A 16,273-nucleotide genomic window follows, 5' to 3' on the forward strand; every position below is an offset into this window, starting at 1 on the left:
GCAGGTAAAAAAGTGAATGTGCACAACCGGTACTACTTTTACCACTGTGAGGTGCATCCAGAAAACCGCAGGTGTTGCCGAAGTTTTTGATCTTTAGCCCATCCTGCGTTCAAAGCTCAAGCATTGTACGGGTTTGTCGGCCCCAAGGCATTGCTCGCACGCTGGATGACAGCATAGCCAGAAACAGGGCGCACATGGGTCAATTGGAGCATGCATTCTCTTTTGTGACAAAGGCTTATGAGGTGTTTTTTATGAGCGAAGTGAAGCATTCACAATGGAACGCATGCAGCGACACGCAGATCGTCTACGACCCCGTTTACACCGCCAAGTTGCAACAGCGTCCGCTCAAGCTCGCCGCAGAGAGTATGTCGATGACAGCCCTGCCGTTTGGCAGTTAACCTCTAGGCGGGCTCGCGCTTGTGGGCGGGGCCCGCCGCCCTCCCCTTCTACAAGCCGGATAACGATGCTCACTTGGCTACAACGCAACACGTTCGATTTCCCGCCACTGGCAAAAGCCATGCGCGAACCCAACGGGCTACTGGCCGCAGGCGGCGATCTATCCGCCGACCGGCTGATCCAGGCCTATCGCCACGGCTGCTTCCCGTGGTTTTCCGAGGGCCAACCGATCTTGTGGTGGTCTCCGGACCCGCGCACGGTATTGTTTCCCGACGAACTGCATGTGTCCCGCAGCCTGGGCAAACTGCTGCGCAAGCAGCGCTATGAAGTGACCTTCGACACCGACTTTGCTGCGGTTATCAAGGCCTGCGCCGAGCCGCGGGACTATGCCGACGGCACGTGGATCACCACAGCCATGCAAACCGCGTATCTGGAACTGCACCGACGTGGCTTCGCCCATTCGGTGGAAGTCTGGGACCACGGCCAACTGGTGGGCGGCCTGTACGGCCTGGCCATGGGGCAGCTGTTTTTTGGTGAGTCCATGTTCAGTCGGGCCGACAACGCGTCGAAATTCGGCTTTGTGACCCTGGTCCAGCACCTCAAGGCCGCCGGTTTCGTGCTGATCGACTGCCAGATGCCCACCGAGCACCTGCACAGCCTGGGCGCGCGATCCATTCCACGCGCTGAATTTGCTGGCTATCTAAAGGCGCATCTGGACCTACCCAACCACGCGACATGGGTTTGCTGAGCGACATTCGCGCTCCTGGCTTACAATTAAATTCAAAGCTTATCCCGAGGGTCGATCATGACCGAGTTGGCGCGGTTGAAGTTCTATGCCACTCAGCCCCACTCTTGCAGTTACCTGCCCGAGGAGCAGGCCACGACGCTGTTCCTCGACCCTAGCCAGCCCATGGATGTGCATGTCTACGCAGACCTGTCGGAGATGGGCTTTCGTCGCAGCGGCGATCATCTCTACCGGCCCCATTGCCAGCATTGCAATGCGTGCGTTCCGGCGCGCATTCCCGTGGCTCAATTTGTGCCCAATCGCCAGCAGAAGCGCATCTTCAAGCGCAACGCCGACCTGCAAGTCCGGCCGGCCAAGCCGCAGTTCAGTGAGGAATATTTCGACCTGTACCAACGCTACATCGAGCAACGCCACGCCGACGGCGACATGTACCCGCCCAGCCGCGATCAGTTCTCGACCTTTCTGGTGCGCGACCTGCCGTTTTCGCGCTTCTATGAATTCCGCCTCGAAGGACGCCTGGTGGCCATCGCCGTCACGGACCTGCTGCCCAACGGACTTTCGGCGGTGTACACCTTCTATGAACCGGAGGAAGAGCGACGCAGCCTGGGGCGCTTTGCCATCCTTTGGCAAATCAACGAAGCCCGGCGCCTGGGGCTGGAAGCGGTGTACTTGGGCTACTGGATCAAGAACTGCAAAAAAATGAATTACAAGACCCAATATCGGCCCATCGAGCTACTGGTTAACCAGCGCTGGGTCGTCCTCAGCTAGAGCCCTTCGGCTTAAACGTTAGAACCCCTTGGCTTGCCCCCCCTTTTTCGGGCACAATGCACGCCGCTTTTGCCTGGCGCAGTTGCACCGGGCCATTCACTGGATACCGAGGGCTTTACTGCATGTCGAAAGAAGACAGCTTCGAAATGGAAGGCACTGTCGTCGACACCCTGCCCAACACCATGTTTCGTGTGGAGTTGGAAAATGGGCACGTCGTAACCGCGCATATCTCCGGCAAGATGCGCAAGAACTACATTCGTATTCTTACCGGTGACAAAGTGCGCGTCGAGCTGACGCCCTATGACTTGAGCAAAGGGCGCATCACTTACCGCGCTCGCTAACAAGTCAATACAAAACGCCCGGCTGATACCGGGCGTTTTTGTTTGTCCGCAATTTGCCCCTCTCCCCATGAACACACAACACCCTGTGGGAGCGAGCTTGCTCGCTCCCACAGGGTGTTGATGTGAGTTCGGAATAGCAAAAAGGCGCCTTTCGGCGCCTTTTGCTTTGTTGCGGGTAACGATCAGGCCATTTCGGCCGTGGTTTCGAAGTCGAAGGTCAGTTCGCCGTCCTTGATGTCGATGTGCACCACACCGCCATGCTCGGCCAGTTCGCCAAAGAGGATTTCCTCGGCCAGCGGACGCTTGATCTTGTCCTGGATCAGACGCGCCATTGGTCGAGCCCCCATCGTCACATCGTAACCACCTTCGGCCAGCCAGCTGCGAGCCGCATCGGTGACTTCCAGTAGCACACGCTTGTCTTCGAGCTGCGCCTGAAGTTCGGTAAGGAACTTGTCCACCACGCTTTTGATGACCTCATGACTGAGGCGACCAAACTGGATAATGGTGTCCAGGCGATTGCGGAATTCAGGCGTGAAACTCTTCTTGATCACTTCCATCGCATCAGACGAGTGGTCCTGATGGGTGAAACCGATCGAAGCGCGCGCCGCGGTTTCGGCACCAGCGTTCGTGGTCATGATGATGATCACGTTACGGAAGTCCGCCTTGCGCCCGTTGTTATCGGTCAGCGTACCGTGGTCCATGACCTGCAGCAGCAGGTTGAAGACTTCCGGATGCGCCTTCTCGATCTCATCGAGCAGCAGCACGCAGTGTGGCTGCTTGGTGATGGCTTCCGTCAGCAAGCCGCCCTGGTCGAAACCAACATAGCCTGGAGGCGCACCGATCAGGCGCGACACGGTGTGGCGCTCCATGTACTCGGACATATCGAAGCGCACCAGCTCGATGCCCATCGCCTTGGCCAACTGCCGTGCCGCCTCGGTCTTGCCGACCCCGGTAGGCCCCGCGAACAGGAAGGAACCCACTGGCTTGTCCGGCGACTTGAGACCGGCACGAGACAGCTTGATGGCAGTCGACAGCGAGTCGATGGCCGCATCCTGACCGAACACCGTCAGCTTCAGGTCGCGCTCCAGGTTACGCAGCAGTTCTTTGTCGGAACTGGTGACGTGCTTAGGCGGAATACGCGCGATTTTCGCCACGATGTCCTCGACCTGAGGCACCTCGATGCGTTTGACGCGCTTCTCCACCGGCTGCAGGCGCTGATAGGCACCCGCCTCGTCGATGACGTCGATAGCCTTGTCCGGCATGTGCCGGTCATTGATATAGCGCGAGGCCAGTTCCGCCGCTGCGCGCAGGGCTTCATCACTGTATTCGATGTTGTGGTGCAACTCGAACCGCCCTTTCAGGCCGCGCAGGATGCCAATGGTGTCCTCCACCGAAGGCTCAGACACATCGACCTTCTGGAAGCGCCGGGCCAAGGCACGGTCCTTCTCGAAGATCCCGCGAAATTCCTGGAACGTCGTCGAACCGATGCAACGGATATCACCCGATGACAGCAACGGCTTGAGCAGGTTGGAGGCATCCATGACCCCACCGGACGCAGCACCGGCACCGATGATGGTGTGGATTTCATCGATGAACAGGATCGCTTGCGGACGTTTTTTCAGTTCGCCGAGCAACGCCTTGAAGCGCTTCTCGAAATCACCACGGTACTTGGTGCCAGCCAGCAAGGCACCCAGGTCAAGGGAATAGACCACGCTGTTGGCCAGCAGGTCCGGCACCTGATTGTCGACGATGCGCTTGGCGAGGCCTTCGGCAATCGCCGTCTTACCCACGCCCGCCTCGCCCACCAGCAACGGATTGTTCTTGCGACGCCGGGCCAGGATCTGCGCAACGCGCTCGACCTCTGCCTCGCGTCCGACCAGCGGATCGATACGCCCCTGGCGTGCCAGCTCATTCAGATTGCTGGCATAGGCGTCCAGCGGGTTGCCTGAGGAAGAAGACTCACCGCCCTCGTCGTCCTGCATATCCTGCTCACCCTCGGAATGATCGCCATGCCCAGGCACCTTGGAGATGCCATGGGCGATGTAATTGACGACATCGATACGTGCAACGCTCTGCTGCTTGAGCAGGAAAACCGCCTGGCTTTCCTGTTCGCTGAAGATGGCAACCAGCACGTTGGCACCGGTGACTTCACGTTTGCCCGAGCTCTGTACATGAAAGACAGCACGCTGCAGGACACGCTGGAAGCCCAGGGTTGGCTGGGTTTCCCGATCCTCGTCATGCACGGGGATCAGTGGCGTGGTGGAGTCGATGAACTCCTGCAGATCATGCTTGAGTTTATCGAGGTTCGCGCCGCAGGCACGCAAAACGGTGGCGGCAGCCTCGTTATCCAATAGGGCCAGCAGCAGGTGCTCGACGGTCATGAATTCATGACGCTTCGAACGAGCCTCCTTGAAGGCAAGATTGAGGGTGACTTCGAGCTCGCGGTTTAACATAGCTTCACCTCATACCCAAGTGGTCGGCGTTAACCGTCCTTCTCGATTTCACAGAGTAGCGGATGCTGGCTTTCCCGGGCGTACTGGTTGACCTGCATGGCCTTCGTCTCGGCGATGTCGCGGGTAAACACTCCACATACTGCCCGTCCCTCTGTATGGACGGCCAGCATGACCTTGGTCGCCAGCTCGCGATTCAGGTTAAAAAACACCTCGAGCACTTCGACGACGAAATCCATCGGTGTGTAGTCATCGTTGAACAAAACCACCTTGTACATCGGTGGCGCCTGTAATGCAGGCTTTGCTTCCTGAACAGCAATGCCTGCGGAATCGTCGTCGTGTAGATCCGGGCGATCCTGATTGAATGTTAGTCGAATCTGGCTGACTGCATGCATGGAAAGAAAGGTTCGTTTAGTTGGCGAATACAGTGATGGGGGCGCTTTCGGGCGATTTCAACCACGACAACCCGGTCACCTTGACTATCGGCAAAACGGTGTTACAACCAATAGAGCCCATCGTGGGTCAAAAAGGTCCGTGGAATCTATCCTGTCAACAGATTAGCCTGCGGATGAACTGGATGATACTCCAGTGATGGAGTGTGTTGCAGAGGGATATGGTTTATGTCGGTCGTCAAGATGAGTGGCAAGGTGAAATGGTTCAACAATGCCAAGGGCTTCGGTTTCATTATCGCCGACGGCATGGAAGAAGACCTCTTCACCCATTACTCGGCAATCAACATGGAAGGCTATAAAACCCTGAAGGCCGGACAGCCTGTGACATTCGACGTCATCCAGGGACCCAAGGGCCTGCACGCGGTCAACATCAAGGTAGCCATCACCGAAGACACGACCGCGCCTGTCAATGCCAGGATCACTGAGACCCACTGACCGGCTGTCGTCGCCCGGACAAATAAAAATGCCCGACTCGATCATTCGAGTCGGGCATCGTTGCTGAGCGCCGTTGCGCTTACATGTGCGAGATCAGCGCATCGCCAAAGCCCGAAGACGATACCAGCTTGGCACCCTCCATCAGGCGTTCGAAGTCATAGGTCACGGTCTTGGCCGAAATCGCCCCGTTGGTGCCCTTGATGATCAGGTCGGCCGCTTCGGTCCACCCCATGTGGCGCAGCATCATTTCAGCCGACAGGATCAGCGACCCCGGGTTGACCTGGTCCTTGCCGGCATACTTGGGCGCGGTACCGTGGGTGGCTTCGAACATCGCCACGGTGTCGGACAGGTTGGCGCCCGGCGCAATACCAATACCGCCCACTTCCGCCGCCAGGGCGTCGGACAGGTAGTCACCATTCAGGTTCAGGGTGGCGATCACGTCATACTCGGCCGGGCGCAGCAGGATCTGCTGGAGCATCGCATCGGCGATGGCGTCCTTGACGATGACATTCTTGCCGGTCCGCGGGTTCTTGAACTGCATCCAAGGCCCACCGTCGAGCAGGGTCGCGCCGAATTCCTCGGCCGCCACTTCGTAGGCCCATTCCTTGAAGGCACCTTCGGTGAACTTCATGATGTTGCCTTTGTGCACGATAGTCAGCGAGTCACGGTCATTGTCGACAACATATTGCAAGGCCTTGCGGGCCAGGCGCTTGGTGCCCTGCTTGGAAACCGGCTTGATGCCGATGCCGCAGTCCTGGTCGAAACGGATCTTGGTCACACCCATTTCTTCTTTCAGGAACTTGATGACCTTGGTGGCTTCGGGCGAACCGGCTTTCCACTCGATACCGGCGTAGATGTCTTCGGAGTTCTCACGGAAGATCGTCATATCCACGTCGCCAGGCTTCTTGACCGGGCTCGGCACGCCTTCGAACCAGCGCACCGGACGCAGGCATACATACAGGTCAAGCTGTTGACGCAGGGCCACGTTCAACGAACGGATACCGCCACCGACCGGCGTGGTCAGCGGACCCTTGATGGAAACCACGTAGTCCTTGACCGCGTCCAGGGTTTCCTGGGGGAGCCAGGTGTCCTGGTCGTAAACCTGAGTCGCTTTCTCACCGGCATAGACTTCCATCCAGGAAATCTTGCGCTTGCCGCCATAGGCCTTCTGAACCGCAGCGTCCACAACCTTGATCATGACCGGACTGATATCGACGCCAATGCCGTCGCCTTCGATGAAGGGGATGATCGGGTTGTCGGGAACATTAAGAGAATGGTCTGCATTGACGGTGATTTTGTCACCGACGGCTGGAACCTGAATCTTTTGATACCCCATGCTGAACTCCATTGCTTGGATTGAACATCTGGCTGCGTTCGAGCGTACCCCAGTTGAATCGGCGCGCAAACCCTACGTTCGGCTCATGTGGCATAAAGCGCTGCAGTTGGCGGTGTACAAGCCTGAAAATCAAGGGAAAAGCGCCAAACATGAGCATAGTCCGCTACCGCCGTCCTGCGACGTTTAGACCAATGGACGTGTACGGAAGTCTATGAACCATCGGCAGATTGCCAGCTACCTATGTATAATGCCGCCGCTGACCACAGGGTCACGACGGCCGACGGCTCTACGACAGGACTTTCGGCCCGTTAAAAGCCGGACCGTTACCGCGGCCCGACCGCTTGACGCTCGACTGATGCACCCAACATCACCGCGAAGAAACCTCGACATTCGGTTCACGGATGACTTTGAACGAACGCGCTTACCCGGCGCCCCTCGAGTTTCTGCGCATGCTTTAGCAAAGAAGAGAGTTAATCCGAATATGCCCACCCGCTCGAAGATCATCTATACCTTCACCGACGAAGCTCCCGCCCTCGCCACCTATTCGCTGCTGCCGATCGTCGAAGCCTTTACCGCTTCGGCCGATATCGCCGTGGAAACCCGCGATATCTCCCTCGCAGGGCGCATCCTGGCCAGCTTCCCCGAGCAACTGGGTGACAAAGCCGTAGCCGACCACCTCGCCGAACTGGGCGACCTGGCCGTTACGCCTGAAGCCAACATCATCAAGCTGCCGAACATCAGCGCCTCGGTGCCGCAACTGCAGGCCGCGATCAAGGAATTGCAGGCCCAGGGCTACGCGCTGCCGGACTACCCGGAAACCGTAACCAGCGACGCTGAGAAAGACGCCCGCGCCCGCTACGACAAAATCAAGGGCAGCGCCGTGAACCCGGTCCTGCGCGAAGGCAACTCCGACCGCCGCGCCCCGCTGTCGGTCAAGAACTACGCGCGCAAGCACCCGCACAAAATGGGCGCCTGGGCAGCCGACTCCAAGTCCCATGTGGCCCACATGAGCACTGGCGATTTCTACGGCAGCGAAAAAGCTGCCCTGATCGACACTGCCGGCAGCGTGAAAATCGAGCTGATCGCCCAGGACGGCACCGCCACTGTCCTGAAGGAAAAGACCACCGTACAAGCCGGTGAGATCCTCGACTGCGCCGTGATGAGCAAAAACGCCCTGCGCGACTTCATCGCCGCTGAAATCGAAGACGCCAAGCAAAAAGGCGTCCTGCTGTCGGTTCACCTCAAGGCCACCATGATGAAGGTCTCCGACCCGATCATGTTCGGCCAGATCGTTGCCGAGTTCTATAAAGATGCCCTGGCCAAGCACGCACAAGTGCTGGAGCAGATCGGCTTCAACCTGAACAACGGCATCGGCGACCTGTACGCCCGCATCAAGGCCCTGCCGGCCGAGCAGCAGGCGCAGATCGAAGCCGACATCCAGGCGGTCTACGCGGCGCGTCCATCCCTGGCGATGGTCAACTCCGACAAAGGCATCACCAACCTGCACGTGCCGAGCGACGTCATTGTCGACGCCTCGATGCCGGCCATGATCCGTGACTCCGGCAAAATGTGGGGCACCGACGGCCAACTGCACGACACCAAGGCCGTGATCCCGGATCGCTGCTACGCCACCATCTACCAGGCGGTAATCGAAGACTGCAAGCAACACGGCGCCTTCGACCCAACCACCATGGGCAGCGTGCCGAACGTCGGCCTGATGGCCAAGAAAGCCGAAGAGTACGGCTCCCACGACAAGACCTTCCAGATCAAGGCCAATGGCGTGGTGCGTGTTTCCGACAGCACCGGTCGCACCCTGCTGGAGCAGAACGTCGAGGCTGGCGACATCTTCCGCATGTGCCAGACCAAGGACGCGCCGATCCAGGATTGGGTCAAACTGGCCGTCAACCGTGCCCGCGCCAGCAGCACCCCGGCGATTTTCTGGCTCGACCCAATGCGCGCCCATGACGGTGTGGTGATCGAAAAAGTCCAGACGTACCTGAAGGACTACGACACTGCCGGCCTGGACATCCGCATCATGTCGCCGGTCGACGCGATGAAGTTCACCCTGGCCCGCACCCGCGAAGGCAAGGACACCATTTCGGTGACCGGCAACGTACTGCGCGACTACCTGACCGACCTGTTCCCGATCATGGAACTGGGCACCAGCGCCAAGATGCTGTCCATCGTGCCGCTGATGAACGGCGGTGGCCTGTTCGAAACCGGCGCCGGCGGTTCGGCACCCAAGCACGTTCAGCAGTTGCTGGAAGAAAACTTCCTGCGCTGGGACTCCCTGGGCGAGTTCCTGGCCCTGGCCGCTTCCCTCGAACACCTGGGCGTGACCTACAACAACCCTAAAGCCCTGGTACTGGCCAAGACCCTGGACCAGGCTACCGGTGAGTTCCTGGACCGCAACAAGTCGCCTTCGCGCAAGGTCGGCGGCATCGACAACCGTGGCAGCCACTTCTACCTGACCCTGTTCTGGGCCCAGGCACTGGCCGCTCAAAATGACGATGCAGCCCTCAAGGCTCAGTTCACCGCCCTGGCCAAGACGCTGACCGACAACGAAGAAAAAATCGTTGCCGAGCTCAACGCCGTTCAAGGCAAGCCAGTGGACATCGGCGGTTACTACTTCGCCAACCCGGAGCTGACCAGCAAGGCCATGCGCCCAAGCAACACCTTCAACGCGGCGATTGCTGCGCTGGTGTAAGGTTGTAAGGGAACATCACAAACCCCGGCCTGGTGCCGGGGTTTGTGCTTCCGGACACACCATATTTCCCCTGACAACACAGTGGCCCGCATTCCAATCTGAGAAATAGAGGAAACCCCATGGACTGGAAACCCCACATCACCGTCGCCACCATCGTCGAAGACAACGGCCGTTTCCTGATGGTCGAAGAATCCAAAGGCGGACGAGCGGTGCTCAACCAGCCCGCCGGTCACCTGGACCCGGACGAAACGCTGATCGAAGCCGCGGTGCGCGAAACCCTGGAAGAAACCGGCTGGGACGTCGAACCCACCAGCGTGGTGGGCATTTACCTGTACACCGCCCCCAGCAATGGCGTGACCTACCAGCGAGTCTGTTTCGCCGCCAAGGCCTTGAACCATCGCCCCGACTATCAACTGGACGACGGCATCCTCGGCGCCAAATGGCTGACCCGCGACGAACTGCTCGAGCAGCGCGAGTACTGGCGCAGCGAGCTGATCATCCGCTGCATCGACGATTATCTGGACGGCCACCACCACAGTCTGACGCTGATCCGTCCTTCTCTTTAGCCTTGCGCGCCCGGGCCTGATAGAATCGCGTCCTTTTTCAAGACACTCATTGAACTCCTATGCGTGATCCAGCCCCTTCTGACACCACCAAGAAGCGCGTCATTGTCGGCATGTCCGGCGGCGTGGACTCTTCCGTTTCCGCCCTTCTGCTGATCGAGCAGGGTTATGAGGTGGAAGGCCTGTTCATGAAGAACTGGGAAGAAGACGACGGAACCGAATACTGCACGGCCATGGACGACCTCGCGGACGCCCAGGCCGTGTGCGACAAGATCGGCATCAAGCTGCACACCGCCAACTTCGCCGCCGAGTACTGGGACAACGTGTTCGAGCACTTCCTGGCCGAATACAAGGCCGGCCGCACGCCGAACCCGGACATCCTGTGCAACCGCGAAATCAAGTTCAAGGCGTTCCTCGACTACGCCATGATGCTCGGTGCCGACCTGATCGCCACCGGTCACTACGTGCGCCGCCGCGACATTGACGGCCGCACCGAACTGCTCAAGGGCCTGGACCCGAACAAGGACCAGAGCTACTTCCTGCACGCCGTCGGCGGCGAACAGATCGCCAAGACCCTGTTCCCGGTGGGCGAACTGGAAAAACCCGAAGTGCGCGCGATTGCTGAAAAACACCAGCTCGCCACCGCCAAGAAGAAAGACTCCACCGGCATCTGCTTCATCGGCGAACGCCGCTTCAGCGACTTCCTCAAGCAGTACCTGCCGGCCCAGCCGGGCGAAATCAAAACTACCGAAGGCGAGGTCATTGGCCGTCACCATGGCCTGATGTACCACACCATCGGCCAGCGCCAGGGCCTGGGCATCGGCGGCTTGAAAGACGCCGGTGAAGAGCCGTGGTATGTGCTGATCAAGGATCTGGAGCACAACGAGTTGATCGTCGGCCAGGGCAACGACCATCCGTGGTTGTTTTCCCGCGCCCTGCTCGCCTCCGACATCTACTGGGTCAACCCGATCGACCTGAGCGAACCGCGCCGCCTGACGGCCAAGGTTCGCTACCGCCAGAGCGACCAGCCCTGCACCCTGGAAAAAACCGCCACGGGCTACCGGGCCATTTTCGATGACCCGCAACGCGCGGTTACACCCGGTCAGTCCGTGGTGTTCTACGATGGCGAAATCTGCCTGGGCGGTGGCGTGATCGAAATCGCAGAGCCCTGGAGCAGCAAGGCATGACCCCGACCCAGGAGCAACTGACGGCATTGGGCGGCGTGTTTCTTGCCGCCGTGCTGGTGGACAGGATCGCCAAGACCGGCCAGGCCACCGAAGCAGGCCTGAGCTGCATGCTCGGCAGCCTGCTGGTTCGCGACCCCAAGGACACCCTGGAAGTCTATGGTGGTGACGACCTGAACCTGCGTGAAGGCTACCGTGCGCTGGTCGGCGCCCTGGAGCGCGACCCCAGCGCCCTGCAACGCGAGCCGCTGCGCTATGCCCTGTCGATGCTGGGCCTTGAACGTCAACTGGCCAAGCGCGACGACCTGCTGGAAACCATTGGCAAACGCCTGCCGCAGATCCAGTCCCAGGTCGAACACTTCGGCCCGTCCCACGAAAACGTCATTGCCGCCTGCGGCGCACTGTACCAGGACACCCTGAGCACCCTGCGCCAGCGCATCCAGGTGCATGGCGACATGCGCAACCTGCAGCAACCGAGCAACGCCTCGAAGATCCGCGCCCTGTTGCTGGCCGGCATCCGCTCGGCCCGCTTGTGGCGGCAGTTGGGCGGCCATCGCTGGCAGTTAGTGATCAGCCGACGCAAATTGCTTAAAGAGCTTTACCCGTTGATGCGCAACGAATAAGTCGCCTCAACCCGTTTTTTGTACATCGTTACGCGTAATACGCCGGTCAGTTGGCGACGGACCGGCGCTGGTTTTCATGTATGATACGCGCCCCATTTCGTTGCCCGACTGTCCGAGAACACCCCATGCAGCTCTCTTCGCTCACTGCGGTTTCCCCTGTAGACGGCCGCTACGCCGGCAAAACCCAGGCCCTGCGCCCGATTTTCAGCGAGTACGGCTTGATCCGTGCTCGCGTCCTGGTTGAAGTGCGCTGGCTCCAGCGCCTCGCCGCTCACCCCGCCATTGGCGAAGTCCCGGCGTTTTCCGCCGAAGCCAACGCGGTACTGAACACCCTGGCGGACAACTTTGCGCTGGAGCACGCCGAGCGCGTCAAAGAGATCGAGCGCACCACCAACCACGACGTCAAAGCCATCGAATACCTGCTCAAGGAGCAGGCGGCCAAGCTGCCGGAACTGGCCAACGTCAGCGAGTTCATCCACTTCGCCTGCACCAGCGAGGACATCAACAACCTGTCCCACGCCCTGATGCTGCGTGAAGGCCGTGATGACGTGATGCTGCCGCTGATGCGCCAGACCGCCCAGGCCATCCGTGAGCTGGCGATCCGCTTCGCCGACGTGCCGATGCTGTCGCGCACCCATGGTCAACCGGCTTCGCCGACCACCCTGGGCAAGGAACTGGCGAACGTGGTGTACCGCCTGGAACGCCAGATCGCTCAAGTCGCCGCCGTGCCGCTGCTGGGCAAAATCAACGGCGCCGTGGGCAACTACAACGCCCACCTGTCGGCCTACCCGGACATCGACTGGGAAGCCAACGCCCGCGCCTTCATCGAAGACGAGCTGGGCCTGAGCTTCAACCCGTATACCACCCAGATCGAGCCGCACGACTACATCGCCGAGCTGTTCGATGCGATCGCGCGCTTCAACACCATCCTGATCGACTTCGACCGTGACATCTGGGGCTACATCTCCCTGGGCTACTTCAAGCAGCGCACCATTGCCGGCGAAATCGGTTCCTCGACCATGCCGCACAAGGTCAACCCGATCGACTTCGAAAACTCCGAAGGCAACCTGGGCATCGCCAACGCGCTGTTCCAGCACCTGGCGAGCAAACTGCCGATCTCCCGCTGGCAGCGCGACCTGACCGACTCCACCGTGCTGCGCAACCTGGGCGTGGGTTTTGCCCACAGCGTCATTGCTTACGAAGCCAGCCTCAAGGGCATCAGCAAGCTGGAACTGAACGAGCAGAAAATCGCCGCGGACCTGGACGCCTGCTGGGAAGTCCTGGCCGAGCCGATCCAGACCGTGATGCGTCGCTACAACATCGAAAACCCGTACGAAAAGCTGAAAGAACTGACCCGTGGCAAGGGCATCAGCCCTGAAGCGTTGCAGACTTTCATCGATGGCCTGGACATGCCTGCCGACGCCCGCGCCGAGCTGAAAAAGCTCACGCCGGCCAATTACATCGGCAACGCAGCGGCACAAGCCAAGCGCATCTGACACAACGCTTTACCTTTGAGACGCCCGGCCGCGCCGGGCGTTTTTATTCGCGTCTGAAAAGTAATTTTTTTCAATAGGTTACACATGAATCCTGATATTCCTCTGCAACTCCTGGGCGGCATCACGGCACGGGAGTTCCTGCGCGACTACTGGCAGAAAAAACCGCTGCTGATTCGTCAGGCAATTCCTGACTTCCAAAGCCCGATCGATGCCGACGAACTGGCCGGCCTGGCCCTGGAAGAAGAAGTTGAATCGCGCCTGGTGATCGAGCACGGCGAACGCCCCTGGGAATTGCGTCGCGGCCCGTTCGCCGAAGACGAATTCAGCAAACTGCCGGAGCGCGAGTGGACCCTGCTGGTACAGGCCGTCGATCAGTTCGTACCAGAGGTCAGCGAACTGCTGGAGCACTTCCGCTTCCTGCCGAGCTGGCGCATCGACGATGTGATGATCAGCTTCGCCGCCCCCGGTGGCAGCGTTGGTCCGCATTTCGATAACTACGACGTGTTCCTGCTGCAGGGCCATGGCCAGCGCAACTGGAAAATCGGCCAGATGTGCGACTCCGAGAGCCCCCTGCTGCAGCACGCCGACCTGCGCATCCTCGCCGAATTCGAGGCCACCGACGAGTGGACCCTGGAACCGGGCGACATGCTTTACCTGCCGCCGCGCCTGGCCCACTGCGGCGTGGCCGTGGATGACTGCATGACCTACTCGGTGGGTTTCCGTGCGCCGAGCGCCGCCGAAGTGCTGACCCACTTCACCGACTTCCTCAGCCAGTTCCTGCCGGACGAAGAGCGCTACACCGACGCCGATGCACGGCCCGTGGCCGACCCGCACCAGATCCAGCACGACGCCCTCGATCGCCTCAAGGGCCTGCTCGCCGAGCACATGAGTGACGAGCGCTTGCTGCTGACCTGGTTCGGCCAGTTCATGACCGAGCCACGCTACCCGGAACTGGTGGTGGGTCCGGAGCTGGAAGAAGACGATCTGCTGGCCGGCCTGGAACAGGGCGCAGTGATCATCCGCAACCCAAGCGCACGCCTGGCCTGGTCGGAAGTCGATGATGACCTGCTGCTGTTTGCCAGCGGCCAGAGCCGTTATCTGCCGGGCAAGCTGCGTGACCTGCTGAAAATGATCTGCGCCGCCGACGCCCTGCACAGCGAAAACCTCGGCCCATGGCTGGCCGACGAAGACGGCCGTGGCCTGATCTGCGAGCTGGTCAAGCAAGGCAGCCTGGGGTTCGCCGATGAATAAAATTCACGTTCGTGTCGCAGACTGGCAAAAGGATAACGCCGAGATCCGGCGCATTCGTGAGACCGTGTTCATTGCCGAGCAGTCCGTCCCGCCCGAGCTGGAATGGGATGCCGATGACCAGGGCGCAGTGCATTTCCTGGCGTTCGAAGGCGATTTTCCCATCGGCACCGCGCGTCTGTTGACTGATGGCCATATCGGTCGCGTCTCGGTCCTCAAGGACTGGCGCGGCCTGAAGGTGGGCGATGCGCTGATGCACGCAGTGATCGCCGAAGCCGAGAAACGTGGGCTCAAGCAACAGATGCTCAGCGCCCAGGTACATGCCACGCCGTTCTATGAGCGCCTGGGGTTTGCGGTGGTCAGTGAGGAATTCCTGGAAGCCGGGATTCCGCATGTGGACATGGTTCGCCATTCCACCTGAACTTTGTGGCGAGGGAGCTTGCTCCCTCGCCACAAAAGCATCATCAACACCACAAAACGCCCCGCCATCCACCGATGCCGGGGCGTTTTGCCGTCTACCATTCAACTTGCCCCACCCCAGGCCGACAAACTGGCAATATCAAGCCTTTGTCTCGTGGAGAAATGGACATGTCCTTACGCACCCTGCTGACCACCCTACTGCTCGGCTGCAGCCTGTCGGTCATGGCGGACACGCAAATCGTGCCACTGAACTACCGCACCAGCGCCGACCTGCTGCCGGTGGCGCAGAACTTCATCGGCAAAGACGGTCAAGTCAGCGCCTACGGCAACCAACTGATCGTCAACGCCGAGCCCGGCAAGATCGAAGAACTCAGGCAGTTCCTAGCCCAGTTGGACACCGCTCCCAAGCGCCTGCTGATCACCGTCGATACCAACGAAAACAACCTGCAGGGCAACCAGGGTTACTCGGTCAATGGCGCGGCCCCCAGCCAGACCCGCATCATCAACCGCAGCACCGCCAGCCGTGAAGGCGGCGTGCAGCAGGTGCAAGCCAGTGAGGGCCAGCCAGCGCTGATCCAGGTGGGCCAGAGCGTGCCGTTCACCAGCAACCAGACCGACAACTACGGCCGCATGCAAAGCCAGACCGAATACCGCAACGTCACCCAGGGTTTTTATGTCACCGCCAGCGTCACCGGCGAGACCGTTCATCTGAGCATCAGCACCAATCGTGACCGCATGAGCCAGGAACGTCCCGATGTAGTGAACGTTCAGAGTACCGACACAACTGTCAGCGGACGCCTGGGCGAATGGATCACCCTGGCCGGGGTAAATCGTCAGACCCAAGTCGACAAACAGGGCCTGACCCGCAGCTACTCGACCCAGGGCCGGGACGACATGATTTTGCGGGTCAAGGTCGACACCCTGAACTGAAGCACCAAAAACTGACTGATGAGTCGTATTAGACCAAAGATGTAGTGCCATGAAAAAAGCACTACAAAACGTTTGACGAGCCAAAAAACCAAAGGCATGATGGCCTCGCTCCCGCTAATCAGGGGCCCTGGCAAGGGCCTTCGGGTCGACGCTTGCAACTACCCTGCGAGCCGATTCGT

At 59.8% G+C, this 16,273-nt stretch carries 16 protein-coding genes; 13 read left to right on the plus strand and 3 right to left on the minus strand.

Annotation, left to right across the window (positions count from 1 at the left end):
- Window positions 1–251 precede the first annotated feature (251 nt).
- From ACWNZ1_RS14530 to infA, 4 genes are all read left to right on the plus strand, one after another.
- Window positions 252–398: a hypothetical protein gene (locus ACWNZ1_RS14530; protein WP_158296369.1), complete on the plus strand. Its 147-nt coding sequence runs from the start codon at window positions 252–254 to the stop codon at window positions 396–398.
- Between the two features lie 65 nt (window positions 399–463).
- Complete coding sequence (gene aat, locus ACWNZ1_RS14535) at window positions 464–1,144, plus strand: leucyl/phenylalanyl-tRNA--protein transferase (RefSeq protein WP_256453402.1); 681 nt, start codon at window positions 464–466, stop codon at window positions 1,142–1,144.
- Window positions 1,145–1,201: 57 nt separating this feature from the next.
- Window positions 1,202–1,909, plus strand: coding sequence for an arginyltransferase (locus tag ACWNZ1_RS14540; RefSeq protein WP_135846076.1), 708 nt, complete (start codon window positions 1,202–1,204; stop codon window positions 1,907–1,909).
- Window positions 1,910–2,031: 122 nt separating this feature from the next.
- Complete coding sequence (gene infA / locus ACWNZ1_RS14545) at window positions 2,032–2,250, plus strand: translation initiation factor IF-1 (protein WP_002553999.1); 219 nt, start codon at window positions 2,032–2,034, stop codon at window positions 2,248–2,250.
- Window positions 2,251–2,432: 182 nt separating this feature from the next.
- Here the strand turns inward: infA and clpA are convergent, their stop codons facing one another.
- Both clpA and clpS read right to left on the minus strand, forming a co-directional pair.
- The gene (clpA, locus tag ACWNZ1_RS14550) at window positions 2,433–4,703 is read right to left on the minus strand and encodes an ATP-dependent Clp protease ATP-binding subunit ClpA (RefSeq protein WP_003203340.1); all 2,271 of its coding nucleotides are present in this window, start codon (window positions 4,701–4,703) and stop codon (window positions 2,433–2,435) included.
- 29 nt (window positions 4,704–4,732) lie between these two features.
- Window positions 4,733–5,095 (minus strand): ATP-dependent Clp protease adapter ClpS, encoded by a 363-nt coding sequence (gene clpS, locus ACWNZ1_RS14555; RefSeq protein ID WP_003180089.1) that lies wholly within the window; start codon window positions 5,093–5,095, stop codon window positions 4,733–4,735.
- Window positions 5,096–5,320: 225 nt separating this feature from the next.
- On the opposite strand from clpS, the gene cspD reads away from it, so the two are divergent.
- Window positions 5,321–5,587, plus strand: a complete 267-nt coding sequence (cspD, locus tag ACWNZ1_RS14560; RefSeq protein WP_135846077.1) for a cold shock domain-containing protein CspD — start codon at window positions 5,321–5,323, stop codon at window positions 5,585–5,587.
- A 79-nt stretch (window positions 5,588–5,666) separates the two neighbouring features.
- Here the strand turns inward: cspD and icd are convergent, their stop codons facing one another.
- The gene (gene icd, locus ACWNZ1_RS14565; RefSeq protein ID WP_135846078.1) at window positions 5,667–6,923 is read right to left on the minus strand and encodes an NADP-dependent isocitrate dehydrogenase; all 1,257 of its coding nucleotides are present in this window, start codon (window positions 6,921–6,923) and stop codon (window positions 5,667–5,669) included.
- A 481-nt stretch (window positions 6,924–7,404) separates the two neighbouring features.
- Between icd and ACWNZ1_RS14570 the strand changes: the two genes are divergently transcribed.
- The 8 genes from ACWNZ1_RS14570 to ACWNZ1_RS14605 all read left to right on the plus strand — a co-directional run bounded on the left by ACWNZ1_RS14570 (window position 7,405) and on the right by ACWNZ1_RS14605 (window position 16,094).
- Window positions 7,405–9,630: an NADP-dependent isocitrate dehydrogenase gene (locus ACWNZ1_RS14570; RefSeq protein WP_135846080.1), complete on the plus strand. Its 2,226-nt coding sequence runs from the start codon at window positions 7,405–7,407 to the stop codon at window positions 9,628–9,630.
- A 119-nt stretch (window positions 9,631–9,749) separates the two neighbouring features.
- Entirely contained in the window at window positions 9,750–10,196 is a 447-nt protein-coding gene (locus ACWNZ1_RS14575; RefSeq protein WP_135846081.1) for an NUDIX hydrolase, read from the plus strand.
- A 59-nt stretch (window positions 10,197–10,255) separates the two neighbouring features.
- Entirely contained in the window at window positions 10,256–11,380 is a 1,125-nt protein-coding gene (gene mnmA / locus ACWNZ1_RS14580) for a tRNA 2-thiouridine(34) synthase MnmA (protein ID WP_135846082.1), read from the plus strand.
- The gene (hflD, locus tag ACWNZ1_RS14585; protein WP_135846083.1) at window positions 11,377–12,000 is read left to right on the plus strand and encodes a high frequency lysogenization protein HflD; all 624 of its coding nucleotides are present in this window, start codon (window positions 11,377–11,379) and stop codon (window positions 11,998–12,000) included. The genes mnmA and hflD overlap by 4 nt, the downstream gene beginning before the upstream one ends.
- Before the next feature lie 125 nt (window positions 12,001–12,125).
- Window positions 12,126–13,496: an adenylosuccinate lyase gene (gene purB / locus ACWNZ1_RS14590; RefSeq protein WP_135846084.1), complete on the plus strand. Its 1,371-nt coding sequence runs from the start codon at window positions 12,126–12,128 to the stop codon at window positions 13,494–13,496.
- 84 nt (window positions 13,497–13,580) lie between these two features.
- Window positions 13,581–14,747: a ribosomal protein uL16 3-hydroxylase gene (locus ACWNZ1_RS14595; RefSeq protein WP_135846085.1), complete on the plus strand. Its 1,167-nt coding sequence runs from the start codon at window positions 13,581–13,583 to the stop codon at window positions 14,745–14,747.
- Window positions 14,740–15,165 carry a GNAT family N-acetyltransferase gene (locus ACWNZ1_RS14600; RefSeq protein ID WP_116832848.1) on the plus strand — a complete coding sequence of 142 codons (426 nt, stop codon included), beginning with the start codon at window positions 14,740–14,742 and terminating at the stop codon, window positions 15,163–15,165. Before ACWNZ1_RS14595 ends, ACWNZ1_RS14600 begins: the two co-directional genes overlap by 8 nt.
- A 167-nt stretch (window positions 15,166–15,332) precedes the next feature.
- Window positions 15,333–16,094 (plus strand): secretin N-terminal domain-containing protein, encoded by a 762-nt coding sequence (locus tag ACWNZ1_RS14605; RefSeq protein WP_456027721.1) that lies wholly within the window; start codon window positions 15,333–15,335, stop codon window positions 16,092–16,094.
- Window positions 16,095–16,273: the final 179 nt, after the last annotated feature.

Source organism: Pseudomonas sp. CFBP 5748, from assembly GCF_053850495.1.